Genomic DNA, 25,097 nt, shown 5'->3' on the forward strand with positions numbered 1-25,097 from the left:
CCGGTAGATTTCAAACGAAAGTTTGAAAGAAACTGGATATAGAGTATCCTGACGCTGTTTTTAACACAGTTGTAATATGAGGTTAATCCCTTGAGTGACATGGCGAAAAACCTAATTCTCTGGCTGGTCATTGCCGTTGTGCTGATGTCAGTATTCCAGAGCTTTGGGCCCAGCGAGTCTAATGGCCGTAAGGTTGATTACTCTACCTTCCTGCAAGAGGTCAATCAGGACCAGGTTCGTGAAGCGAAGATCAACGGACGTGAGATTAACGTTACCAAGAAAGATAGTAACCGTTACACGACCTACATTCCGGTTAACGATCCGAAGCTGCTTGATAACCTGCTGACCAAAAACGTCAAGGTTGTTGGTGAACCGCCTGAAGAGCCGAGCCTGCTGGCTTCTATCTTCATTTCCTGGTTCCCAATGCTGCTGCTGATTGGTGTCTGGATCTTCTTCATGCGTCAAATGCAGGGCGGTGGTGGCAAAGGTGCCATGTCGTTCGGTAAGAGCAAAGCGCGCATGCTGACGGAAGATCAGATCAAAACGACTTTTGCGGACGTTGCTGGTTGCGACGAAGCAAAAGAAGAAGTTGCTGAGCTGGTTGAGTATCTGCGCGAGCCGAGCCGTTTCCAGAAGCTGGGCGGTAAAATCCCGAAAGGCGTCCTGATGGTCGGTCCTCCGGGTACGGGTAAAACCCTGCTGGCGAAAGCTATCGCAGGTGAAGCGAAGGTTCCTTTCTTCACCATTTCCGGTTCTGATTTCGTGGAAATGTTCGTGGGTGTCGGTGCATCTCGTGTGCGTGACATGTTCGAACAAGCCAAGAAAGCGGCACCGTGCATCATCTTCATCGATGAAATCGACGCCGTAGGCCGCCAGCGTGGTGCAGGTCTGGGCGGTGGTCACGATGAACGTGAGCAGACACTGAACCAGATGCTGGTTGAGATGGACGGCTTCGAAGGTAACGAAGGCATTATCGTTATCGCGGCAACTAACCGTCCGGACGTTCTTGACCCTGCGCTGCTGCGTCCAGGCCGTTTCGACCGTCAGGTTGTGGTTGGTCTGCCGGATGTCCGCGGTCGTGAACAGATCCTGAAAGTGCATATGCGTCGCGTACCGCTGTCTCCGGATATCGATGCGGCAATCATTGCACGTGGTACGCCTGGCTTCTCCGGTGCGGATCTCGCGAACCTGGTCAACGAAGCGGCGCTGTTTGCAGCTCGTGGCAACAAGCGTGTTGTATCGATGGTTGAATTCGAGAAAGCGAAAGACAAAATCATGATGGGTGCGGAACGTCGCTCCATGGTGATGACGGAAGCGCAGAAAGAATCTACCGCGTATCACGAAGCAGGCCACGCGATTATCGGTCGCCTGGTACCGGAACACGATCCGGTGCACAAAGTAACGATTATCCCGCGCGGTCGTGCGCTGGGTGTGACCTTCTTCCTGCCTGAAGGCGACGCTATCAGCGCCAGTCGTCAGAAACTGGAAAGTCAGATCTCCACGCTGTACGGCGGTCGTCTGGCCGAAGAGATCATCTACGGTGTTGAACATGTTTCTACCGGTGCGTCGAACGACATTAAAGTCGCGACTAACCTGGCGCGTAACATGGTTACTCAGTGGGGCTTCTCCGAGAAACTCGGTCCGTTGCTGTACGCTGAAGAAGAAGGCGAAGTGTTCCTGGGACGTTCTGTGGCGAAAGCTAAACATATGTCCGATGAAACGGCTCGTATTATCGATCAGGAAGTTAAACTGCTGATTGAGCGTAACTATGACCGTGCGCGTCGTCTGCTGAACGAAAACATGGACATTCTGCACTCGATGAAAGATGCGCTCATGAAATATGAGACCATCGATGCGCCGCAGATTGATGATCTGATGGCTCGCCGCGAGGTACGTCCGCCAGCGGGTTGGGAAGAACCGGGTTCTTCTAACAACAGCTCTGGCAGCACCGGCAAGCCGAGTGCGCCGCGTCCGGTTGATGAACCGCGTGCGCCGGACTCTGGCACCATGTCAGAGCAACTGGGCGACAAATAAGTTATCGTTGATGATGACCGTGTTTTAATTTAAAACCCTGGGGCTTGCCCCGGGGTTTTTCTTATTTGTATATTCAAGATGTTATCAGGGATAAAACTATGAAACTCTTTGCTCAGGGGTCTTCACTGGATCTCAGCCATCCGCACGTCATGGGGATTTTGAACGTCACGCCAGATTCCTTTTCCGATGGTGGTGCGCACAACTCTCTGGTTGAGGCGGTAAAACACGCAAACCTGATGATTAACGCCGGGGCGACTATCATTGATGTGGGTGGTGAATCCACGCGTCCAGGCGCGGCCGATGTGAGCGTGGAAGAAGAGTTGCAGCGAGTGATCCCGGTGGTGGAGGCGATTGCTCAGCGTTTTGAAGTGTGGATTTCGGTCGATACTTCAAAAGCAGAAGTGATTCGCGAGTGCGCCAGAGTCGGCGCACATATCATTAATGACATTCGCTCACTCTCGGAGCCTGGGGCGCTGGAAGCCGCAGCAGAAACCGGATTACCGATTTGTCTGATGCATATGCAGGGTCAGCCGAAAACCATGCAGGAAGCACCAAAGTACGAGAATGTTTTTGCTGATGTAAATCGTTACTTTGTTGAACAAATAGCACGCTGCGAGCAGGCTGGAATCACAAAAGATAAATTGTTGCTCGACCCCGGGTTCGGATTCGGTAAAAATCTCACTCACAACTACACATTACTGGCACGTTTGGCTGAGTTTCATCATTTTAATCTGCCATTGCTGGTTGGAATGTCACGAAAATCAATGGTTGGCCAGTTGCTGAATGTAGGGCCATCCGAACGCCTGAGCGGTAGCCTTGCGTGTGCGGTCATTGCCGCAATGCAAGGGGCGCATATCGTTCGTGTCCATGACGTCAAAGAAACCGTAGAAGCGATGCGTGTGGTGGAAGCCACATTGTCTGCAAAGGAAAAAAAACGCTATGAGTAATCGTAAATATTTTGGCACCGATGGGATCCGTGGTCGCGTAGGCGACGCCCCAATTACCCCTGACTTTGTGCTCAAACTGGGTTGGGCTGCAGGAAAAGTGCTGGCACGTCATGGTTCACGTAAAATTATTATCGGCAAAGATACGCGTATTTCTGGCTATATGCTGGAGTCCGCACTGGAAGCGGGTCTGGCTGCCGCCGGACTGTCGGCTTCTTTCACAGGCCCAATGCCAACACCTGCTGTTGCATATCTGACGCGCACCTTCCGTGCTGAAGCCGGGATTGTTATCTCTGCTTCGCACAACCCGTACTATGACAACGGGATTAAATTCTTCTCCATCGATGGGACTAAACTGCCGGATGCGGTTGAAGAAGCTATCGAAGCCGAAATGGAAAAAGCGATCACCTGCGTGGACTCGGCTGAACTGGGTAAAGCTACCCGTATCGTTGATGCTGCCGGTCGTTATATCGAGTTTTGCAAAGGCACCTTCCCGAATGAATTGAGCCTGAGTGAGCTTAAAATCGTGGTGGATTGCGCTAATGGTGCGACGTACCATATTGCGCCAAGTGTACTGCGTGAGCTGGGCGCAAACGTGATTGCTATTGGCTGTGAGCCAAACGGTGTGAATATCAATGAAGAAGTCGGCGCTACCGACGTCCGTGCCCTACAGGCGCGTGTGATGGCGGAAAAAGCCGATCTGGGTATTGCGCTGGATGGTGACGGCGACCGCGTCATTATGGTTGACCACGAAGGCAATAAGGTCGATGGCGATCAGATCATGTACATCATTGCCCGTGAAGCCCTGCGTCAGGGGCAACTGCGCGGTGGCGCGGTAGGCACGCTGATGAGCAATATGGGCCTCGAGCTGGCCCTGAAACAGTTGGGTATTCCGTTTGCCCGTGCGAAAGTCGGCGACCGCTATGTACTGGAAAAAATGCAGGAAAAAGGCTGGCGTATCGGTGCTGAAAACTCAGGCCATGTGATCCTGCTGGACAAAACCACCACCGGTGACGGTATCGTTGCAGGTCTGCAGGTACTGGCGGCGATGGTGCGTAACCATATGAGTTTGCACGACCTGTGCAGCGGCATGAAAATGTTCCCGCAATTGCTGGTTAACGTACGTTACACCGCAGGTAGCGGCGATCCGCTGGAACATGAAAACGTGAAAGCGGTGATGGCTGAAGTTGAAGCTGCACTGGGCAATCGCGGACGTGTTCTGCTGCGTAAGTCAGGTACAGAACCGTTAATTCGCGTGATGGTTGAAGGTGAAGATGAAGCTCAGGTGACTGAATTCGCTCACCGTATTGCCGATGCCGTCAAAGCGGTGTAATCACTAAAAACAGTGAAAACCGGAGTCTGGGACTCCGGTTTTTTTTTACTGTACGGGAAGCGACTGTTTATGTCGGCGCTGCCAGAAGTAACCACCGATCATTAATATTACAAGGACTGCCAGCCACGGCAGAACCGCCAGCAAATGCCCTGACCGGGCAAAGGTCAGCGCAATCATCAGTAACCAACCGCCCAGCATCGGAATCGCGGTGCGCTTAACAATGTCCACAGGTGAGACGCCTGCAATTCCCGCGATAGCAATGATGACGCCGGCAATGGGGGATAACGTACGACCAATCCCCGCCGATATCTGGATAGGCAACATCATGACTGCGATGTCGCTACCGATATGACGGCTGATGTCCGGTACCATCGGGGCGAAGGAGAAAAACGCCGCATTTCCTGAGCCCATTAGCGCTGAAATTGCAAAGGTGATAAGGGTCATCAGCAGGATAATAGAGGCGGCGCTGAGGCCAAATTCACCGGAAAGCGACAGCAGCGCATCGACGGCGCCAATGGCTTTCAGTCCGGCTGAAAAGACTTCACCGGCGATAATCAGCGTGACGACGGTAGCAAAAACGCTGCCCATGCTGTCGAAGACTTTTTGTACGCCTGCCATCACCTCGCGCGCCTTACGATGACGGCAATACTCACAAACCAGGGTAATGGCGAGGCTAATCAGTACGGCGGTATCCAGCGTAATTTTGAGCGAACTGAATACTAAATCACTGCACACCAGCATCAACACCAGCGGCAGCATGGGCAGAAAAAGCCAGGCGATCGGTGCTTCAGTTTCATCGGTCGACGTTAATGTCTGCATCTGCTGAGCCACACCGTCACCGCTTTCCCGATGGTCGAAAAAGCGTTGCACAACAATATGTAACAGGGCGATGAACAGAATAACGGGGACGACGATCGGCAACTGATCCTGCACGAAATAGTTCACCACCTCGATGCCTGCGGTTTTGGCGGCGAGAACCGAGTTGCCGGAACCGGGACCAAATTCAACCGCACAGGTACTGGCGATAACGGCGGCAACGGCAGCGCGGCTACAGCCAAGACGGGTCAGCAGCGGGTAGAGCGTCGCCATCAACAGCAGACCCAGCCCGGTGGCGCTGCTGATAAACAGCGACAGGAATTGACCCAGCAACAGCGCCAGCCCCAACAGCAGATACGGTGAGTTCAGGCGTTGCAAAGGGCGAGACGTCACCCGAACCAGCACCTGGCTTGCGCCAATGGCCGACATATATGTAGCGAAACCACCAATCAGCATAATTTGCAGCCCAAGGCCGCCGAGGCGCACGCTCAGGGTATCGCGAATAAACTCAAAGGCATCAAAGGGGCCGAATCCGGTGCTTTTTTTCACCAGGTCACTGAGCGTGGTCATCCCGCTAAAATGCGCGATAAGCAGCAGCACAATCCCGGTCAACAGCAACACTGACTGGGGATGATACTTTTTGAGGATCAGACGTCCGGCAAAAATGATGGCAATTAGCGCCAATAATAATGACATTCTTGCCCCCTTACTCGAAGTTGCCAGTAACCAGGCACTCGCCATCCCGCAGCAACGGCTTACCCGCAGCGAACAGATGGGCCAGCGAGAGGTCATCATTGAGTACACAGATATCGGCACGTTCCCCGGCGCAGAGCACGCCGCCGGAAATACCCAACGAGCGCGCAACGTTTGCCGTCAACATCGCGATCGCTTGTGGCACCGGGATCCCCACATCAATCAGACGAGGAAGAAGATTAAGGTTACCAGCGACCGGTGCCGCGCTTAAGCCTTCCACAATACCCTGGGCGTTAAAGCGCGGAACGCTGCCATTACCATCAGAGCTGATCGTGATGCGATCGGCTGGAACCTGGGCTTCCAGAGCGTGGAGGATTGCCTGCTCCTGAGGCATAAAGCGACTACCGCCAGACGTAACGTCGATATGGCCGCCACGATGAGCGAACGCAATCGCCTGTTCGAACAAGGGCGCTGTTCTCGCAACATGGGTCGGTGAAATGTGGTGAATCGGAATGCCTGCATCACACAGCTCAATAAGCTGTGACATCCCTTCAGGCAGATTCCCCAGATGTACATGCAGTAACCCTTTTTTGCCTGCCAGCAGGGAAGCCACACGGATATCGCTTACTATTCTCAGCAATTCCTGGAAAGAGGGGTAAGAACCACGGTGATCGGCGAGGGCGATTTTGACGCCAAGAATCGCCGGAATGAAGGTCATGTCATCGCGGATGGATCGCGTAATGGTTGGGCTGGGTACCGCGTAGGCTCCCGTATGCATAAATGCGCGTAATCCCTCAAGGTTGAGAGACTGCATTTTGGCGTAGAGGTCTTTGGGCGAACGAGAAATGGCATCGGTACCTAACACGCCGACAACCGTGGTAATACCTGCCTGAATCAGATCGCGTAGCTTGACGGCTGGCGTTCGGCTGGCAAATCCAGCCTCGCCACCGCCACCGGTAAGATGGACATGCTGATCGATAATGCCTGGGATAACCCATTTGCCATGACAATCGATGACCTCGTCGACGCCATCAAACAGGGAAAGATCTTTTTCTACCGCCACAATTCGGTCGGCATGAATGAGCAGGGAGCAGAGGCCTAAATCCTCGGGAGAAAAAACACGGGCATTGGTCAATAAAGTAAACATATCGGTCCTGTCAAACGTCGTGGGTGAGAGTCGGCAGGTGAAAAGGAATATTGTTGTTATGATGCCCACCATAAAGCCATTACTATAACTATGACTATTACCGATTTGGTATTGGAGGATGCGGTTATGGCATGGTGGAGAGTTCAACGTGGATTGTAAGTGGCTGGAAGATTTTCTGGCATTGAGTCAGCATGGAAACTACTCTCAGGCCGCGGCGCAGCGGCATATTACTCAACCCGCACTCAGTCGGCGTATAAAGGCGCTGGAAGAGGTGTTAGGGGTGCCGTTGTTTGACCGGACCACGACCCCCGTTACGCTGACACGCTATGGTGAACGCTTTGAACCCTATGCCCGGCACGTCCTCAGTACACTAACAGAGGCGCGGCACGAGCTATCGGCGATGACGCCAGCAACGGACAATACGCTGGTGATGGTTAGCCTGCATACGCTGTCGGTGAATATCCTGCCGGATATGATCAACTATCTGCGACAGAGCGAACCGCAGTTAAATTTTACGGTTAATGCCAGTATTCAGGGGATAGACAACCACTTTAACGCCTTGATAGATCGGCAAATCGATCTTCTGGTGACCTACGATTTACCGTCTTCGCAGCCGGGGCTGGAGATTGCCGGAGGGTTAAAACGTTCACTATGGCGGTATGAGCGATTTATACCGGTTATTTCTGCGCAGTTGGCTAATGCGCTTAACGATCCGCATGCGCCGATCCCATGGCTATGCTATAGCGACTACACCTTTGTCAGACGCATTATTGAGCCAGCTGAACAACGCGTCCGCCCACGTCTGAAAAAAGTGTTTGAGAGTGGTTTAAGCGAAACGATACGAGAAATGGTGCTGCGGCATATGGGAATGGCATGGTTACCCGAATCGATGGTGGCGGAAGAGTTGGTGAACCAGCAAATTATTCACTGCTGGCCAGAAAACGCTGACCTGATTTGTGAAATCCCCGTTGTGGTATGGGCGAATCTTGACGATCAACGCGCCGTCATGCAGAGATGCTGGGAGAAGTTGCTGCGTTTTTGATTGATGTGGCGATTTTTTCCGCAGTTGATACAATGCCAACAAATTGCCCTTGCGAAGGTTATTCGCTTTGGTTAGTATTCACACCCGCTTCAGTGGGAAACAGTAAACATTCCCGCTTTAATGGTCGAAGCATTGTACGCGGCAACTCCGCAAGGAACAGGTTGATTATGCACGAAGCTCTTTTAGTAGTTTTCCTTATTGTGGCAATTGGCCTGGTAGGCTTGATCATGCTGCAGCAAGGCAAAGGCGCTGATATGGGAGCCTCTTTTGGCGCAGGCGCTTCTGGTACTCTGTTTGGTTCAAGTGGTTCTGGTAACTTCATGACCCGCATGACAGCTGTATTAGGAACCTTGTTCTTCATCATCAGTCTGGTGCTGGGTAACATGAACAGCAATAAGACCAATAAAGGAAGTGAGTGGGAAAATCTGAGTGCACCGGCGAAAACCGAGCAAACTCAGCCAGCTGCTCCGGCTCAGCCGACCAGCGATATCCCACGCTAAGTATTCTGTACCGAGGTGGTGGAATTGGTAGACACGCTACCTTGAGGTGGTAGTGCCCTAACGGGCTTGTGGGTTCGAGTCCCATCCTCGGTACCAAATTCCAAAAAAAAGACGCTGCAAAGCGTCTTTTTTTTCGTCTGTCATTTGTGGTAGTTCTGTAGGTCGGATAAGACATTTAGGACGCCATCCGACTATTACAATACCTGATGGTGCCAGGCTTATCAGGCCTCAGGGTAACAGAACATCCCTATTTTCTGCGCATAAAAAAGGCCGCTTTCGCGGCCTGAAGATGATGAATATTTACTTCACCTTGTTTTCCAGATTCTCAACCTGCGGCAGGCCGGTTGTGGAAGAGGCGGTCAGCAGACCAGACTGCGCATAACCGAACAGCTTCTCGCGGGTATCAGTGATATCCAGATTACGCATGGTCAACTGACCGATACGATCATCCGGAGAGAATACCGAGTCGCCTTTTTCCATCGTCAGACGTTCTGGTTTGTAAGTCAGATTGTCAGACACGGTGTTGAGGATTGAGTAATCATTACCGCGACGCAGTTCCAGCGTCACTTCACCCGTAATCTGGCTGGCAACCCAACGCTGTAGACCGTCACGCAGCATCAGCGCCTGAGAGTCAAACCAGCGGCCCTGATACAACAGACGACCAAGCTGGCGACCGTGCGCGTGATACTGCTCGATGGTGTCTTCGTTGTGAATCCCGGTCAGCAGACGCTCATAGGCGATGTGCAGCAATGCCATCCCCGGAGCTTCGTAGATGCCCCGGCTTTTTGCTTCAATGATACGGTTTTCAATCTGATCGCTCATACCCAGACCGTGACGGCCGCCGATGCGGTTGGCTTCCAGCATCATCTCAACGTCGTCGCTGAAGGTTTTACCGTTCAGCGCTACCGGATGACCCTGCTCAAAACGCACGGTGACTTCTTCTGCCGGGATCTTCACGCTCTCATCCCAGAATTTCACGCCCATAATCGGGTTGACGATTTTGACGCTGGAGTTCAGAAACTCAAGGTCTTTTGCTTCGTGGGTCGCCCCGAGCATATTGGAGTCCGTGGAGTACGCTTTCTCAACGGACATCTTGTAGTCGAAACCACAGGCAATCATAAATTCGGACATCTCATGGCGACCACCGAGTTCATCGATAAAATCGGTATCCAGCCATGGTTTGTAAATCTGCAGTTCGGCGTTGGTCAGCAGACCGTAACGATAGAAGCGTTCAATATCGTTACCTTTATAGGTGCTACCGTCACCCCAGATATTAACGCCATCTTCTTTCATGGCCGCAACCAGCATAGTGCCGGTGACAGCACGGCCCAGCGGAGTGGTATTGAAATAGGTCAGTCCGCCGGTGGTGTTGTGGAATGCACCGCACTGAATCGCTGCGATCCCTTCGGCAACCAGTTGCTTACGGCAATCTACCAGGCGAGCATTCTCAGCACCATATTCCATTGCACGGCGAGGAATGGCGTCATAGTCATCCTCATCCGGCTGGCCCAAATTCGCAGTATATGCATATGGGACAGCCCCTTTTTGTCGCATCCACAGCAGTGCTGCACTGGTGTCCAGGCCGCCGGAAAAAGCGATACCAATACGTTGACCTACCGGGAGATGCTTGAGAATCGTCGTCATAAAATAAAACCCTGCTTGATAGACTGGTGAAGAGGTCGGCTTATTATACTAATTGCATTTTTATGCAAAATAAGTGAGTTTTCATTTAATCATCTTTTCTGGATGACAGGAAGAGTTTAGTGATAATTTCGTTAAATAACGGCGCGGGTGACACATTTATCTGGTCGAATATTCGCTGGGCAGCATTCATTGATTTGCATAGTCGTAACAAGGTTGACATACCGCATAGTGAATCAATATACTGTGCACAGATTTTACGTCCCGTCCTCGGTACCAAATCCCAGCAGTATTTGCATTTTTTACCCAAAACGAGTAAAATTTGCCACGTTTCAGGCGCGGGGTGGAGCAGCCTGGTAGCTCGTCGGGCTCATAACCCGAAGGTCGTCGGTTCAAATCCGGCCCCCGCAACCACTTTCCCTTAGAGTTCTTTTTCAAATATACTGTGAAGACTTAGGCCTTCGTAGCTGGATTTGAAAAAAATTCTTTCGGAAGGTTTTCCGAACCGCAGGTGCGGTTATAGGGTTCAGTTATATAAAGCCCCGATTTATCGGGGTTTTTTGTTATCTGACTACAGAATAACTGGGCTTTAGGCCCTTTTTTTATGTCTTGGGGGTGGGCTTGTCCACATTAGAGCAAAAATTAACAGAGATGATTACAGCGCCAGTTGAAGCCCTGGGCTACGAGTTGGTCGGCATCGAATTTATTCGTGGTCGCACATCCACACTGCGCATCTATATTGATAGTGAAGATGGCATCAATGTTGATGATTGTGCTGATGTGAGCCATCAGGTAAGCGCCGTGATGGATGTCGAAGACCCAATCACCGTTGCCTACAACCTGGAAGTCTCCTCTCCGGGTCTCGACCGTCCTCTGTTCACAGCTGAACACTACGTGCGTTTCCTGGGTGAAGAAGTGACGCTGGTTCTTCGTATGGCGGTACAAAACCGTCGTAAATGGCAGGGCGTTATCAAAGCGGTGGATGGTGAGATGATCACGGTCACAGTCGAAGGTAAAGATGAAGTGTTCGCGCTGAGTAATATCCAGAAGGCGAACCTGGTTCCCCACTTTTAACAGTCTGGATTGAGGTGAAAAGCCCGCGATGAACAAAGAAATTTTGGCTGTTGTTGAAGCCGTATCCAACGAAAAAGCGCTGCCACGCGAGAAAATTTTTGAAGCGCTGGAAAGTGCGCTGGCTACAGCAACAAAGAAAAAATATGAGCAAGAGATCGACGTTCGCGTAGAAATCGATCGTAAAAGCGGTGATTTCGATACCTTCCGTCGTTGGGTAATCGTAGAAGAAGTTACTCAGCCCACCAAAGAAATTACGCTGGAAGCGGCACGCTTCGAAGACGAAAGCCTGAACGTGGGCGAATATGTTGAAGATCAGATTGAATCTGTCACCTTTGACCGTATCACCACCCAGACCGCGAAACAGGTTATCGTACAGAAAGTACGTGAAGCCGAACGCGCAATGGTTGTCGATCAATTCCGCGAACACGAAGGCGAAATCGTCACCGGTGTGGTGAAGAAAGTTAACCGCGACAACATTTCTCTGGATCTGGGCAGCAATGCTGAAGCCGTGATCCTGCGTGAAGACATGCTGCCGCGTGAAAACTTCCGCCCAGGTGACCGTATCCGTGGCGTTCTTTACTCTGTACGCCCGGAAGCGCGCGGTGCGCAGCTGTTCGTAACCCGTTCCAAACCGGAAATGCTGATAGAGCTGTTCCGCATTGAAGTGCCGGAAATTGGCGAAGAAGTGATCGAAATTAAAGCGGCTGCTCGCGATCCGGGTTCACGTGCGAAAATCGCCGTTAAGACCAACGACAAGCGTATTGATCCGGTCGGCGCCTGTGTGGGTATGCGCGGTGCGCGCGTTCAGGCGGTTTCTACCGAACTGGGCGGCGAGCGTATCGATATCGTCCTGTGGGATGATAACCCGGCGCAGTTCGTGATTAACGCAATGGCGCCAGCAGACGTCGCTTCTATCGTGGTGGATGAAGACAAACACACCATGGATATCGCGGTTGAAGCCGGTAACCTGGCTCAGGCGATTGGACGTAATGGTCAGAACGTCCGCCTGGCTTCACAACTGAGCGGTTGGGAACTCAACGTGATGACCGTTGATGACCTGCAGGCGAAGCATCAGGCTGAAGCACATGCAGCCATTGATACCTTCACCAAATATCTCGATATCGATGAAGATTTCGCGACAGTTCTGGTGGAAGAAGGTTTTGCGACGCTGGAAGAACTGGCCTACGTGCCAATGAAAGAGCTGTTGGAAATTGACGGCCTGGATGAACAGACCGTTGAAGCGCTGCGCGAGCGTGCTAAAAACGCACTGACCACTCTGGCACTGGCCCAGGAAGAAAGTCTCGGTGATAACAAACCGGCTGACGATCTGCTGAATCTGGAAGGATTGGATCGTGAGATGGCTTTCAAACTGGCTGCCCGTGGTGTTTGTACGCTGGAAGATCTCGCTGAACAGGGCATTGATGATCTGGCTGATATCGAAGGGTTGACCGACGAAAAAGCCGGTGAGCTGATTATGGCTGCCCGTAATATTTGCTGGTTCGGCGACGAAGCGTAATAAACTGTAGCAGGAAGGAACAGTATGACAGATGTAACCGTAAAAACGCTGGCTGCAGAGATACAGACCTCCGTGGATCGCCTGGTACAGCAATTTGCTGATGCAGGTATCCCGAAGTCTGCTGACGACTCTGTGTCCGCACAAGAGAAACAAACCTTACTGGCGCATCTGAACCGTGAAAACGGCTCAGCGCCCGATAAGTTGACATTGCAGCGTAAAACGCGCAGTACTCTCAATATTCCAGGTACCGGTGGAAAAAGCAAATCGGTACAAATCGAAGTCCGCAAGACACGCACCTTTGTGAAACGCGATCCGCAAGAGGCTGAACGCCTTGCCGCGGAAGAGCAGGCGCAGCGTGAAGCGGAAGAGCAAGCCCGTCGTGAGGCAGAAGAAGCTGCCAAACGCGAGGCGCAACAAAAAGCCGAACGTGAGGCCGCAGAACAAGCTAAGCGTGAAGCCGCTGATAAAGCGAAACGTGAAGCTGCGGAAAAAGACAAAGTGAGCAATCAACAGACCGACGATATGACTAAAACCGCCCAGGCCGAAAAAGCCCGCCGTGAAAATGAAGCCGCAGAACTGAAGCGTAAAGCGGAAGAAGAAGCACGTCGCAAGCTTGAAGAAGAAGCGCGCCGCGTAGCGGAAGAAGCTCGCCGTATGGCGGAAGAAAACGAGAAGAATGGTGTGAATAACGCTGAACCTGTTGAAGATACCAGCGATTATCACGTCACTACCTCTCAGCATGCTCGCCAGGCAGAAGACGAGAACGATCGTGAAGTAGAAGGCGGTCGTGGTCGTACTCGCAGCACGAAAGCAGCGCGTCCGGCGAAGAAAGGTAACAAACACGCTGAATCTAAAGCTGACCGTGAAGAAGCGCGTGCAGCGGTTCGCGGCGGTAAAGGCGGTAAGCAGCGTAAAGGCTCTGCTCTGCAGCAGGGCTTCCAGAAGCCGGCTCAGGCCGTTAACCGTGACGTTGTGATCGGCGAAACCATCACCGTTGGCGATCTGGCAAACAAGATGGCAGTCAAAGGTTCTCAGGTCATCAAAGCGATGATGAAGCTGGGCGCAATGGCGACCATTAACCAGGTCATCGACCAGGAAACCGCACAGCTGGTTGCCGAAGAGATGGGCCACAAAGTTATCCTGCGTCGTGAAAACGAGCTGGAAGAAGCAGTAATGAGCGACCGTGACACCGGCGCTGCGGCAGAACCGCGCGCACCGGTAGTGACCATCATGGGTCACGTTGACCACGGTAAAACCTCTCTGCTGGACTACATTCGCTCCACGAAAGTTGCCTCTGGCGAAGCGGGCGGCATTACTCAGCACATCGGTGCGTACCATGTTGAAACTGACAACGGTATGATCACCTTCCTGGATACCCCGGGTCACGCCGCGTTTACCTCCATGCGTGCTCGTGGTGCTCAGGCGACGGATATCGTTGTTCTGGTTGTTGCAGCAGATGACGGCGTGATGCCGCAGACTATCGAAGCTATCCAGCACGCGAAAGCGGCAGGTGTGCCGGTAGTGGTTGCAGTCAACAAAATCGATAAACCAGAAGCGGATCCAGATCGCGTTAAAAACGAACTGTCCCAGTACGGCATCATGCCGGAAGATTGGGGCGGCGAGAGCCAGTTCGTTCACGTTTCTGCGAAAGCGGGTACCGGTATCGACGAACTGCTGGATGCTATCCTGCTGCAGGCCGAAGTACTGGAACTGAAAGCTGTGCGTAAAGGTATGGCGAGCGGTGCGGTTATCGAATCCTTCCTGGATAAAGGTCGTGGTCCGGTTGCTACCGTGCTGGTACGTGAAGGTACGCTGAACAAAGGCGACATCGTACTGTGTGGTTTCGAATACGGCCGCGTTCGTGCGATGCGTAACGAACTGGGTCAGGAAGTACTGGAAGCGGGTCCATCCATTCCGGTGGAAATCCTGGGTCTGTCCGGTGTTCCGGCTGCGGGTGACGAAGTTACCGTTGTTCGTGACGAGAAGAAAGCCCGTGAAGTTGCACTGTACCGTCAGGGCAAATTCCGTGAAGTTAAACTGGCTCGTCAGCAGAAATCTAAACTGGAGAACATGTTCGCCAACATGACCGAAGGCGAAGTTCACGAAGTGAACATCGTTCTGAAGGCCGATGTTCAGGGTTCTGTAGAAGCGATTTCCGACTCTTTACTGAAACTGTCTACCGACGAAGTAAAAGTGAAGATTATCGGTTCTGGCGTAGGTGGTATCACCGAAACCGACGCGACCCTGGCTGCGGCATCCAACGCGATTCTGGTTGGCTTCAACGTCCGTGCTGATGCCTCTGCACGTAAAGTTATCGAATCAGAAAGCCTGGATCTGCGTTACTACTCCGTCATCTATCATCTGATCGACGAAGTGAAAGCAGCGATGAGCGGCATGCTGTCTCCGGAACTGAAACAGCAGATCATTGGTCTGGCTGAAGTTCGTGATGTGTTCAAATCACCGAAATTCGGCGCTATCGCAGGCTGTATGGTTACCGAAGGCACGATTAAACGTCACAACCCAATCCGCGTACTGCGCGACAACGTGGTTATCTATGAAGGCGAGCTGGAATCCCTGCGCCGCTTCAAAGATGACGTCAACGAAGTCCGTAACGGCATGGAATGTGGTATCGGCGTTAAGAACTACAACGACGTTCGCGTTGGCGATATGATCGAAGTGTTCGAGATTATCGAGATCAAACGTACCATCGCATAATCTTCGTCGTCTTTTGGGCCGCAACTGCGTTGGCTGCGCTCGATCACCCCGGTCACATAGTTATCTATACTTCCGGGGATTTACGAGTTTGCCGCCTTGCTGCAACCCAAAATCCTTAGAAGATGATTAAGTGTAGGCTGGGGAAGCGAAGCGCCACCCGGCAAGAAATTTAAAAAGGGGCTTATGGCCCCTTTTTTGTCTTTATTCTGGAGAATTTATTATGGCGAAAGAATTTGGTCGCCCACAGCGTGTCGCGCAGGAGATGCAGAAAGAAATCGCACTCATCCTGCAACGCGAAATCAAAGACCCGCGTGTTGGTATGATGACCACCGTATCGGGTGTTGAGATGTCCCGAGACCTGGCATACGCTAAAGTGTTCGTGACTTTCCTCAACGATCAGGACGAAGCTGCCGTGAAAAACGGCATTAAGGCACTGCAGGAAGCCTCTGGTTTTATCCGCTCTCTGCTGGGTAAAGCAATGCGTCTGCGTATCGTGCCTGAGCTGACCTTCTTCTACGACAATTCGTTAGTTGAAGGGATGCGCATGTCCAACCTGGTGACCAGCGTGGTGAAACATGACGATGAGCGTCGTGTGAACCCAGCGGACGACAGCAAGGAGGACTGATGAGTCGTCCTCGTCGTCGTGGTCGCGACATTCACGGTGTTCTGCTGCTGGATAAGCCGCAGGGCATGTCCAGCAATGACGTACTGCAAAAAGTAAAGCGCATCTACAATGCCAACCGCGCGGGACATACCGGCGCGCTGGATCCGCTGGCAACAGGCATGCTGCCTATCTGCCTCGGTGAAGCGACTAAGTTTTCCCAGTATTTGCTGGATTCTGACAAACGCTATCGTGTGGTTGCCCGTCTGGGCCAGCGTACCGACACCTCCGATGCCGATGGGCAAATCGTGCAGGAGCGTCCGGTAACCTTCAGCGCAGAGCAGCTTGCCAGCGCGCTGGAGACTTTCCGCGGCGATATCGAGCAGATTCCGTCAATGTATTCGGCGCTGAAGTACCAGGGTAAAAAGCTGTACGAATATGCGCGTCAGGGCATTGAAGTGCCGCGTGAAGCGCGCCCGATTACCGTCTATGAGCTGCTGTTTATTCGCCACGAAGGTAACGAGCTGGAGCTGGAAGTTCACTGCTCCAAAGGCACTTATATTCGCACCATCGTTGACGATCTCGGTGAGAAGCTGGGCTGCGGCGCGCACGTAACGTATCTGCGTCGTCTGACGGTCAGCAAGTATCCGGTGGATCGTATGGTTACGCTGGAACATCTGCATGAGCTGGTTGAACAGGCCGAACAGCAGAACATTCCGGCGGCGCAGCTGCTTGATCCTTTGCTGATGCCAATGGACAGTCCTGCATCGGACTACCCTGTTGTTAATTTGCCTTTAACATCGTCGGTTTACTTTAAAAATGGTAACCCGGTACGGACGTCAGGTGCGCCGCTGGAAGGGCTGGTGCGCGTGACGGAAGGCGATGATGGCAAGTTTATCGGCATGGGGGAGATGGACGATGAAGGTCGTGTCGCCCCTCGTCGCCTGGTGGTTGAGTATCCTGCATAGCGCTCTCTGTCTTGCGATAAAAGGGCGCTGCGAGTAGAATACTGCCGCTTAACGTCGCGTAAATTGTTTAACAATCTGCGTGGCGTGTACACAAAATCATTCGAGCTGCATCAAGGCGGCAGGTCTGAGGATCCTCAGGAGCTTACTCAGGTAAGTGACCGAGGTGAGCGGACACAGCCAGCGCAGGGTCAGTTTGAAGAAGGCGTGTATACACTGGGATAGCTGAATTAGAGATCGGCATCCTTTCATTCTTAACACTTTGGAGTTTTAAAATGTCTCTAAGTACTGAAGCTACCGCTAAAATCGTTTCTGAGTTTGGTCGTGATGCAAACGACACCGGTTCTACCGATGTTCAGGTTGCTCTGTTGACTGCACAGATTAACCACCTGCAGGGCCACTTTGCAGAGCACAAAAAAGATCACCACAGCCGTCGTGGTCTGCTGCGCATGGTTTCTCAGCGTCGTAAACTGCTCGACTACCTGAAACGTAAAGATGTTGCACGTTACACCGCGCTGATCGAGCGTCTGGGTCTGCGTCGCTAATTCTTTCGAGTTTCAGAAAGAGGGGGCCTTCATGGCCCCTTTTTTCCAGCAGATGGCAGCAATTCGCTGGAAACTAATGTATTGTTGCTATGAATGATCTTCCGTTGCAGAGGTTCGCGCGGCTAATGAGAGGCTTTACTCATGCTTATGGGTTAGGGTTGTCATTAGTCGCGAGGATGCGCAGAAGATCGGGTATTAACGATGGCGCAAAAATGTGCCGTCAAAAAATAGAGAAAGGATATTAATTTGCTTAATCCGATCGTTCGTAAATTCCAGTACGGTCAGCATACCGTTACGCTGGAAACCGGCATGATGGCGCGTCAGGCGACTGCCGCTGTTATGGTTAGCATGGATGACACTGCGGTATTCGTTACCGTTGTTGGCCAGAAAAAAGCGAAACCAGGCCAGGACTTTTTCCCACTGACCGTTAACTATCAGGAGCGTACCTACGCTGCTGGCCGTATCCCGGGTAGCTTCTTCCGTCGTGAAGGCCGTCCGAGTGAAGGCGAAACTCTGATCGCGCGTCTGATTGACCGCCCGGTTCGCCCGCTGTTCCCGGAAGGCTTCGTTAACGAAGTTCAGGTCATCGCGACCGTTGTTTCCGTTAACCCGCAGGTTAACCCGGATATCGTGGCAATGATTGGTGCATCTGCTGCGCTGACTCTGTCTGGCATCCCATTCAACGGCCCGATCGGTGCTGCACGTGTTGGTTACATCAATGACCAGTACGTACTGAACCCGACTCAGGACGAACTGAAAGAAAGCAAGCTGGACCTGGTTGTTGCTGGTACTGAAGCTGCCGTACTGATGGTTGAATCCGAAGCTGAACTGCTGAGCGAAGACCAGATGCTGGGCGCTGTAGTATTCGGCCACGAACAGCAGCAGGTTGTTATTCAGGCTATCAACGAGCTGGCGAAAGAAGCTGGCAAACCGCGTTGGGACTGGCAGCCAGAAGCCGTCAACGAAGCGCTGAACGCACGCGTTGCCGCACTGGCAGAAGCTCGTCTGAGCGATGCTTACCGTATCACCGACAAACAAGAGCGTTACGCTCAGGTTGACGTGATCAAATCTGAAACCATCGCAACTCTGGTGGCTGAAGACGAAACCCTGGACGCTAACGAACTGGGTGAAATCCTGCACGCTATCGAGAAAAATGTTGTTCGCAGCCGCGTACTGGCAGGCGAGCCGCGCATCGATGGCCGTGAAAAAGATATGATCCGTGGTCTGGACGTGCGTACTGGCGTTCTGCCGCGTACCCACGGTTCCGCACTGTTCACCCGTGGTGAAACTCAGGCGCTGGTTACTGCGACCCTGGGCACCACTCGTGATGCGCAGAACCTTGACGAGCTGATGGGCGAGCGTACTGACAACTTCCTGTTCCACTACAACTTCCCTCCGTACTGCGTAGGTGAAACCGGTATGGTCGGTTCTCCGAAGCGTCGTGAGATTGGTCACGGTCGTCTGGCGAAGCGTGGCGTACTGGCAGTGATGCCGGAACTGGATAAATTCCCGTACACCGTACGTGTGGTTTCTGAAATCACCGAATCTAACGGTTCTTCTTCCATGGCTTCCGTATGTGGTGCTTCTCTGGCGCTGATGGACGCAGGCGTGCCGATCAAAGCTGCCGTTGCGGGTATCGCGATGGGTCTGGTGAAAGAAGGCGACAACTTTGTTGTTCTGTCTGACATCCTGGGCGACGAAGACCACCTGGGCGATATGGACTTCAAAGTGGCGGGTTCCCGCGACGGTATCTCTGCACTGCAGATGGATATCAAAATTGAAGGTATCACCAAAGAGATCATGCAGGTTGCTCTGAACCAGGCTAAAGGTGCGCGTCTGCACATCCTGGGTGTGATGGAACAAGCGATCAACGCACCGCGTGGTGACATTTCTCAGTTCGCTCCGCGTATCCACACCATCAAGATCAGCCCGGACAAGATCAAAGACGTTATCGGTAAAGGCGGTTCTGTTATCCGTGCTCTGACCGAAGAAACCGGCACCACCATTGAAATTGAAGATGATGGTACTGTGAAGATTGCTGCGACCGACGGCGAGAAAGCGAAATATGCTATCCGTCGTATCGAAGAGATCACCGCAGAGATCGAAGTAGGCCGTATCTACAATGGTAAAGTGACCCGTATCGTTGACTTTGGCGCATTCGTTGCCATTGGTGGCGGTAAAGAAGGTCTGGTACACATCTCTCAGATCGCTGACAAACGCGTTGAGAAAGTGACCGATTACCTGCAGATGGGCCAGGAAGTACCGGTCAAAGTTCTGGAAGTTGATCGCCAGGGCCGTGTACGTTTGAGCATTAAAGAAGCAACTGAGCAGTCTCAGCCTGCAGGCGAACCGGAAGCTCCGGCAAGCCAGGGCGAGTAAGGTTGCCATTGCCCTCCGTGAAAGCGGAGGGCTTTTAACCCGGCAGGACGCCTTGTTAGCAACCGGGGAACCTGGACGTTCATTCAATCGTTGTCTTCGGGAGTGGGAAATGAAGCCTTTTTTGCGCTGGTGTTTCGTTGCGACAGCACTCACGCTGGCTGGATGCAGTAATTCCGCCTGGCGTAAGAGTGAAGTCCTCGCAGTACCATTGCAACCGACTTTGCAGCAGGAAGTGATTCTGGCACGTATGGAACAAATTCTTGCCAGTCGGGCTTTAACCGATGACGAACGCGCACAGCTTTTATATGAGCGCGGAGTGTTGTATGATAGTCTCGGTCTGAGGGCACTGGCGCGAAATGATTTTTCACAAGCGCTGGCAATCCGACCAGATATGCCTGAAGTATTCAATTACTTAGGTATATATTTAACGCAGGCAGGCAATTTTGATGCTGCCTATGAAGCGTTTGATTCTGTACTTGAGCTTGATCCAACTTACAACTACGCGCACTTAAATCGCGGTATCGCATTGTATTACGGCGGTCGCGACAAGTTAGCGCAAGATGATCTGCTAGCGTTTTATCAAGACGATCCCAATGATCCTTTCCGTAGTCTGTGGCTTTATCTCGCCGAGCAGAAGCTCGATGAGAAGCAGGCTAAAGAAGCGTTAAAGCAACGCTTTGAGAAATCGGATAAAGAGCAATGGGGATGGAACATTGTCGAGTTCTACCTGGGCAACATTAGCGAAGCAACGCTGATGGAACGCCTAAAGGCGGACGCAACGGATAACACCTCGCTCGCTGAGCATCTCAGTGAAACCAACTTCTATTTAGGTAAGTACTACCTAAGTCTGGGGGATTTGGACAACGCTACGGCATTGTTCAAACTGGCGGTGGCTAACAACGTTCATAACTTTGTTGAGCACCGATACGCATTGTTGGAATTATCGCTCCTGGGCCAGGACCAAGATGACCTGGCAGAATCGGACCAGCAATAGCTGACGTACACATCAGCCCGTAATCTTTTTTGATTGCCATCACCTTCACGGGTGAGGGCGTTGTTGTTCGTTAATACACCTACTTTGAGCCGGTTCACACTTTTCAATGAAAATTGCAGATCAATTTCATGATGAGTTATGTAGACTGGCCGCCATTAATTTTGAGGCACACGTACTACATGGCTGAATTCGAAACCACTTTTGCAGATCTGGGCCTGAAGGCTCCTATCCTTGAAGCCCTTACCGATCTGGGTTACGAAAAACCATCTCCAATCCAGGCAGAGTGCATTCCGCATCTGCTGGGCGGCCGCGATGTTCTGGGTATGGCCCAGACGGGTAGCGGCAAAACTGCAGCGTTCTCTTTACCGCTGCTCAACAATCTTGATCCTGAGCTGAAGGCACCTCAGATTCTGGTGCTGGCACCGACCCGCGAACTGGCGGTTCAGGTTGCAGAAGCCATGACGGATTTTTCTAAACACATGCGCGGCGTGAACGTGGTTGCCCTGTACGGCGGCCAGCGTTATGACGTGCAATTACGTGCCCTGCGTCAGGGACCACAGATCGTTGTCGGTACGCCGGGCCGTCTGCTGGATCACCTGAAGCGCGGTACTCTGGACCTCTCCAAACTGAGCGGTCTGGTACTGGACGAAGCTGATGAAATGCTGCGTATGGGCTTCATCGAAGACGTTGAAACCATCATGGCGCAGATCCCGGAAGGTCATCAGACCGCTCTGTTCTCCGCGACTATGCCGGAAGCGATTCGTCGTATTACCCGCCGCTTTATGAAAGAGCCGCAGGAAGTACGCATTCAGTCCAGCGTAACTACCCGTCCTGACATCAGCCAGAGCTACTGGACCGTCTGGGGCATGCGTAAAAATGAAGCGCTGGTGCGTTTCCTGGAAGCAGAAGACTTTGATGCGGCGATTATCTTCGTTCGTACCAAAAATGCGACCCTGGAAGTGGCAGAAGCGCTGGAGCGTAGCGGTTATAGCAGCGCTGCACTGAACGGCGACATGAACCAGTCCCTGCGTGAGCAGACTCTGGAGCGTCTGAAAGATGGCCGTCTGGATATTCTGATTGCTACCGACGTTGCGGCACGTGGCCTGGACGTTGAGCGTATCAGCCTGGTTGTTAACTACGACATCCCGATGGATTCCGAATCTTACGTTCACCGTATCGGCCGTACTGGTCGTGCGGGTCGTGCGGGTCGCGCGCTGCTGTTCGTTGAGAACCGTGAGCGTCGTCTGCTGCGTAACATCGAACGCACCATGAAGCTGACTATTCCGGAAGTAGAACTGCCGAACGCAGACCTGCTGGGCAAACGCCGTCTGGAAAAATTCGCCGCTAAAGTACAGCAGCAGCTGGAAAGCAGCGATCTGGATCAGTACCGTGCTCTGCTGGCGAAAATGCAGCCGGAAGAAGAACTGGATATCGAAACGCTGGCAGCCGCACTGCTGAAAATGGCTCAGGGCGAACGCCCGCTGATCCTGCCGCCAGATGCGCCGATGCGTCCGAAACGCGAATTCCGCGACCGTGACGATCGTGGTCCGCGTGACCGCAACGATCGTGGCCCGCGTGGTGACCGTAATGAGCGTGGTGGTGAAGACCGTCCGCGTCGTGAACGTCGTGACGTTGGCGATATGCAGCTGTACCGCATTGAAGTGGGCCGTGATGACGGTGTTGAAGTCCGTCATATCGTTGGTGCGATTGCTAACGAAGGCGATATCAGCAGCCGTTACATCGGTAACATCAAGCTGTTTGCTTCCCACTCAACCATCGAGCTGCCGAAAGGTATGCCGGGCGACGTGCTGCAGCACTTTACCCGTACTCGCATCCTGAACAAGCCGATGAACATGCAGCTGGTTGGCGATGCAGTTCCGCACACCGGTGGTGAGCGTCGTGGCGGTGGCCGTTTCAGCGGTGAGCGTCGTGAAGGCGGTCGTGGCGAAGGTCGTGGTTTCAGCGGTGAGCGTCGTGAAGGCGGTCGTAGCGAAGGTCGTCGTTTCAGCGGCGAACGTCGTGAAGGCAACCGCGGTCCGCGTCGTGACGATTCTTCTGCTCCGCGTCGTGATGATTCCGCTGGTCGTCGTCGTTTCGGTGGTGATGCGTAATCCATGCGAAATTACGGTTTAATACCGTAAAGTAAAATATACAGCCCCGATCTCAACAATCGGGGCTTTTTTTATTTCATTTGTACTCGTGTACTGGTACAGTGCAGCACATTGAAATGTAGTCACAATATAAATGACTGGAGAGATGGCTAAATGGCAACACTAACCACCACCCAAACGTCACCTTCGCTGCTTGGCGGCGTGGTGATCATCGGCGGCACCATTATTGGCGCGGGGATGTTTTCTCTGCCAGTGGTCATGTCCGGGGCGTGGTTCTTCTGGTCAATGGCGGCGCTGATCTTCACCTGGTTTTGCATGCTGCACTCCGGGCTGATGATCCTTGAAGCTAACCTCAATTACCGCATTGGTTCCAGCTTTGACACCATCACGAAAGATCTGCTGGGCAAAGGCTGGAACGTTGTGAACGGCATCTCGATTGCTTTCGTTCTCTATATCCTTACCTATGCGTATATCTCGGCGAGTGGTTCGATCCTGCATCACACCTTTTCGGAGATGTCGCTGAACGTTCCGGCGCGTGCGGCGGGTCTTGGTTTTGCGCTGCTGGTGGCGTTCGTGGTGTGGTTAAGCACCAAAGCGGTTAGCCGCATGACGGCGATTGTGCTGGGCGCGAAGGTGATTACTTTTTTCCTGACCTTCGGCAGTCTGCTGGGGCATGTTACGCCTACTACGCTGTTTAACGTGGCGCAGAGCAACGCTTCGTATACGCCGTACCTGCTGATGACGTTACCGTTCTGCCTGGCCTCATTCGGCTATCACGGCAACGTCCCGAGCCTGATGAAGTACTACGGCAAAGATCCGAAGACCATCGTTAAGTGCCTGGTGTACGGCACGCTGCTGGCGCTGGTGCTGTATACCGTATGGTTGCTGGGGACGATGGGTAACATCCCGCGTCCGGAATTTATCGGTATTGCGCAGCAGGGCGGTAACATTGATGTGCTGGTACAGGCGCTGAGCGGCGTGCTGAACAGCCGCAGTCTGGATCTGCTGCTGGTGGTGTTCTCCAACTTTGCGGTGGCGAGTTCATTCCTCGGGGTCACGCTCGGTCTGTTTGACTATTTGGCGGATCTGTTTGGCTTTGATGACTCGGCAATGGGACGTTTTAAAACGGCATTGCTGACGTTTGTCCCGCCGATTGTCGGTGGCCTGTTGTGGCCGAACGGTTTCCTGTACGCCATTGGCTATGCAGGGCTTGCCGCGACCATCTGGGCCGCCATTGTTCCGGCGCTGCTGGCCCGTAAATCCCGCGAGCGTTTCGGCAGCCCGAAATTCCGTGTCTGGGGCGGCAAGCCGATGATTGCGCTGATCCTGGTATTCGGTATTGGCAACGCGGTTATCCATATTCTGTCGAGCGTGAATTTGTTGCCTGTGTACCAGTAACCTTTTAGTGCCGGATGGCGGTTGCGCCTTATCCGGCCTATACGGTCTCGTAAGCCCGGTAAGCGAAGCGCCACCGGGCAAAACAACGATTACCCCACCAACTCTTCTTTCACCTGCATCGCCAGGTCAAACGAATGTAGCCGTGCCTGATGATCAAAAATCTGGCCGTTAACCATAATTTCATCGGCCTGGGTTTCACGCAAAATGGCGTCGAGACCGTGTCGCACTTTCGCCTTATCACCAACCAGCGACATGCTCAGAGCCTGTTGTACGCCGTACTGCTCAGAAGCGGACCACAGCTGATGCATATTCTCTACCGGTGGCGGTAGCTGGCCGGTTTCGCCACGACGCAGTTTCACAAACGCCTGCTGCATTGAGGTGAAAAGAAATTCGGCATCGCGGTTGCTGTCGGCGGCAATGATGTTGATGCACACCATCGCATACGGCTTTGCCAGCCGCGCTGAGGGCTTGAACTGGGTGCGATACAGATGCAGCGCCTGATGCAACATATCCGGAGCAAAGTGCGAGGCGAAGGCAAATGGCAGGCCGAGCTGGGCTGCCAGCTGTGCGCTGTACAGGCTGGAGCCTAATAACCAGACCGGGATCTGCTCGCCGTAGCCGGGAACCGGGCGTACATGGGGATTAGGAT

20 protein-coding genes and 2 tRNA genes are annotated in these 25,097 nt (G+C 52.8%); 18 read left to right on the plus strand and 4 right to left on the minus strand.

Annotation, left to right across the window (positions count from 1 at the left end; genetic code table 11):
- The first annotated feature begins 99 nt into the window (after nt 1-99).
- The 3 genes from ftsH to glmM all read left to right on the plus strand — a co-directional run bounded on the left by ftsH (nt 100) and on the right by glmM (nt 4,311).
- Entirely contained in the window at nt 100-2,034 is a 1,935-nt protein-coding gene (gene ftsH, locus KQJ19_RS15435) for an ATP-dependent zinc metalloprotease FtsH (RefSeq protein ID WP_200108092.1), read from the plus strand.
- A 98-nt stretch (nt 2,035-2,132) separates the two neighbouring features.
- Nucleotides 2,133-2,981, plus strand: a complete 849-nt coding sequence (gene folP, locus KQJ19_RS15440; RefSeq protein ID WP_216403823.1) for a dihydropteroate synthase — start codon at nt 2,133-2,135, stop codon at nt 2,979-2,981.
- A complete protein-coding gene (gene glmM, locus KQJ19_RS15445; protein ID WP_047499736.1) occupies nt 2,974-4,311 on the plus strand; it encodes a phosphoglucosamine mutase in 1,338 nt (445 codons plus the stop codon). The genes folP and glmM overlap by 8 nt, the downstream gene beginning before the upstream one ends.
- Nucleotides 4,312-4,356: 45 nt before the next feature.
- Here the strand turns inward: glmM and dcuC are convergent, their stop codons facing one another.
- The gene (gene dcuC / locus KQJ19_RS15450) at nt 4,357-5,823 is read right to left on the minus strand and encodes a C4-dicarboxylate transporter DcuC (protein WP_019077781.1); all 1,467 of its coding nucleotides are present in this window, start codon (nt 5,821-5,823) and stop codon (nt 4,357-4,359) included.
- A gap of 10 nt (nt 5,824-5,833) precedes the next feature.
- A complete protein-coding gene (iadA, locus tag KQJ19_RS15455) occupies nt 5,834-6,967 on the minus strand; it encodes a beta-aspartyl-peptidase (protein ID WP_046275529.1) in 1,134 nt (377 codons plus the stop codon).
- Between the two features lie 148 nt (nt 6,968-7,115).
- On the opposite strand from iadA, the gene KQJ19_RS15460 reads away from it, so the two are divergent.
- The 3 genes from KQJ19_RS15460 to KQJ19_RS15470 all read left to right on the plus strand — a co-directional run bounded on the left by KQJ19_RS15460 (nt 7,116) and on the right by KQJ19_RS15470 (nt 8,605).
- Nucleotides 7,116-8,009, plus strand: a complete 894-nt coding sequence (locus tag KQJ19_RS15460; RefSeq protein WP_047358519.1) for a LysR family transcriptional regulator — start codon at nt 7,116-7,118, stop codon at nt 8,007-8,009.
- A 167-nt stretch (nt 8,010-8,176) separates the two neighbouring features.
- A complete protein-coding gene (secG, locus tag KQJ19_RS15465) occupies nt 8,177-8,509 on the plus strand; it encodes a preprotein translocase subunit SecG (protein ID WP_003025000.1) in 333 nt (110 codons plus the stop codon).
- 9 nt (nt 8,510-8,518) lie between these two features.
- Nucleotides 8,519-8,605, plus strand: a tRNA-Leu gene (locus KQJ19_RS15470).
- 204 nt (nt 8,606-8,809) lie between these two features.
- On the opposite strand, the gene argG is transcribed toward KQJ19_RS15470, so the two are convergent.
- Entirely contained in the window at nt 8,810-10,153 is a 1,344-nt protein-coding gene (gene argG, locus KQJ19_RS15475; RefSeq protein ID WP_216403824.1) for an argininosuccinate synthase, read from the minus strand.
- 334 nt (nt 10,154-10,487) lie between these two features.
- On the opposite strand from argG, the gene KQJ19_RS15480 reads away from it, so the two are divergent.
- The 12 genes from KQJ19_RS15480 to mtr all read left to right on the plus strand — a co-directional run bounded on the left by KQJ19_RS15480 (nt 10,488) and on the right by mtr (nt 24,448).
- Nucleotides 10,488-10,564, plus strand: a tRNA-Met gene (locus KQJ19_RS15480).
- A 207-nt stretch (nt 10,565-10,771) separates the two neighbouring features.
- Complete coding sequence (rimP, locus tag KQJ19_RS15485) at nt 10,772-11,224, plus strand: ribosome maturation factor RimP (protein WP_003024996.1); 453 nt, start codon at nt 10,772-10,774, stop codon at nt 11,222-11,224.
- Between the two features lie 28 nt (nt 11,225-11,252).
- Nucleotides 11,253-12,740 (plus strand): transcription termination factor NusA, encoded by a 1,488-nt coding sequence (nusA, locus tag KQJ19_RS15490; RefSeq protein WP_003024992.1) that lies wholly within the window; start codon nt 11,253-11,255, stop codon nt 12,738-12,740.
- A gap of 24 nt (nt 12,741-12,764) precedes the next feature.
- On the plus strand, nt 12,765-15,455 hold the full coding sequence (infB, locus tag KQJ19_RS15495; RefSeq protein WP_016154667.1) for a translation initiation factor IF-2: 2,691 nt from the start codon (nt 12,765-12,767) through the stop codon (nt 15,453-15,455).
- 220 nt (nt 15,456-15,675) lie between these two features.
- Nucleotides 15,676-16,080, plus strand: coding sequence for a 30S ribosome-binding factor RbfA (gene rbfA / locus KQJ19_RS15500; RefSeq protein WP_003024988.1), 405 nt, complete (start codon nt 15,676-15,678; stop codon nt 16,078-16,080).
- Nucleotides 16,080-17,024, plus strand: coding sequence for a tRNA pseudouridine(55) synthase TruB (truB, locus tag KQJ19_RS15505; protein WP_047358518.1), 945 nt, complete (start codon nt 16,080-16,082; stop codon nt 17,022-17,024). Before rbfA ends, truB begins: the two co-directional genes overlap by 1 nt.
- 272 nt (nt 17,025-17,296) lie before the next feature.
- Complete coding sequence (rpsO, locus tag KQJ19_RS15510; protein WP_000059465.1) at nt 17,297-17,566, plus strand: 30S ribosomal protein S15; 270 nt, start codon at nt 17,297-17,299, stop codon at nt 17,564-17,566.
- Nucleotides 17,567-17,812: 246 nt separating this feature from the next.
- The gene (gene pnp, locus KQJ19_RS15515) at nt 17,813-19,945 is read left to right on the plus strand and encodes a polyribonucleotide nucleotidyltransferase (protein WP_008785911.1); all 2,133 of its coding nucleotides are present in this window, start codon (nt 17,813-17,815) and stop codon (nt 19,943-19,945) included.
- Between the two features lie 109 nt (nt 19,946-20,054).
- Nucleotides 20,055-20,939, plus strand: a complete 885-nt coding sequence (nlpI, locus tag KQJ19_RS15520; protein ID WP_003024982.1) for a lipoprotein NlpI — start codon at nt 20,055-20,057, stop codon at nt 20,937-20,939.
- A gap of 106 nt (nt 20,940-21,045) precedes the next feature.
- Nucleotides 21,046-21,126 carry a protein YrbN gene (yrbN, locus tag KQJ19_RS15525; RefSeq protein WP_010723222.1) on the plus strand — a complete coding sequence of 27 codons (81 nt, stop codon included), beginning with the start codon at nt 21,046-21,048 and terminating at the stop codon, nt 21,124-21,126.
- Nucleotides 21,119-23,050, plus strand: a complete 1,932-nt coding sequence (locus KQJ19_RS15530; protein WP_047413955.1) for a DEAD/DEAH family ATP-dependent RNA helicase — start codon at nt 21,119-21,121, stop codon at nt 23,048-23,050. The genes yrbN and KQJ19_RS15530 overlap by 8 nt, the downstream gene beginning before the upstream one ends.
- 153 nt (nt 23,051-23,203) lie before the next feature.
- Nucleotides 23,204-24,448, plus strand: coding sequence for a tryptophan permease (mtr, locus tag KQJ19_RS15535; protein ID WP_016154664.1), 1,245 nt, complete (start codon nt 23,204-23,206; stop codon nt 24,446-24,448).
- An 89-nt stretch (nt 24,449-24,537) separates the two neighbouring features.
- Here the strand turns inward: mtr and KQJ19_RS15540 are convergent.
- Nucleotides 24,538-25,097, minus strand: a 560-nt coding sequence (locus tag KQJ19_RS15540) for an MsnO8 family LLM class oxidoreductase (RefSeq protein ID WP_216403825.1), incomplete at its 5' end; no start/stop codon positions are given.

Source organism: Citrobacter sp. S46_ASV_140 (assembly GCF_018919545.1).
Lineage (GTDB): Bacteria > Pseudomonadota > Gammaproteobacteria > Enterobacterales > Enterobacteriaceae > Citrobacter > Citrobacter braakii.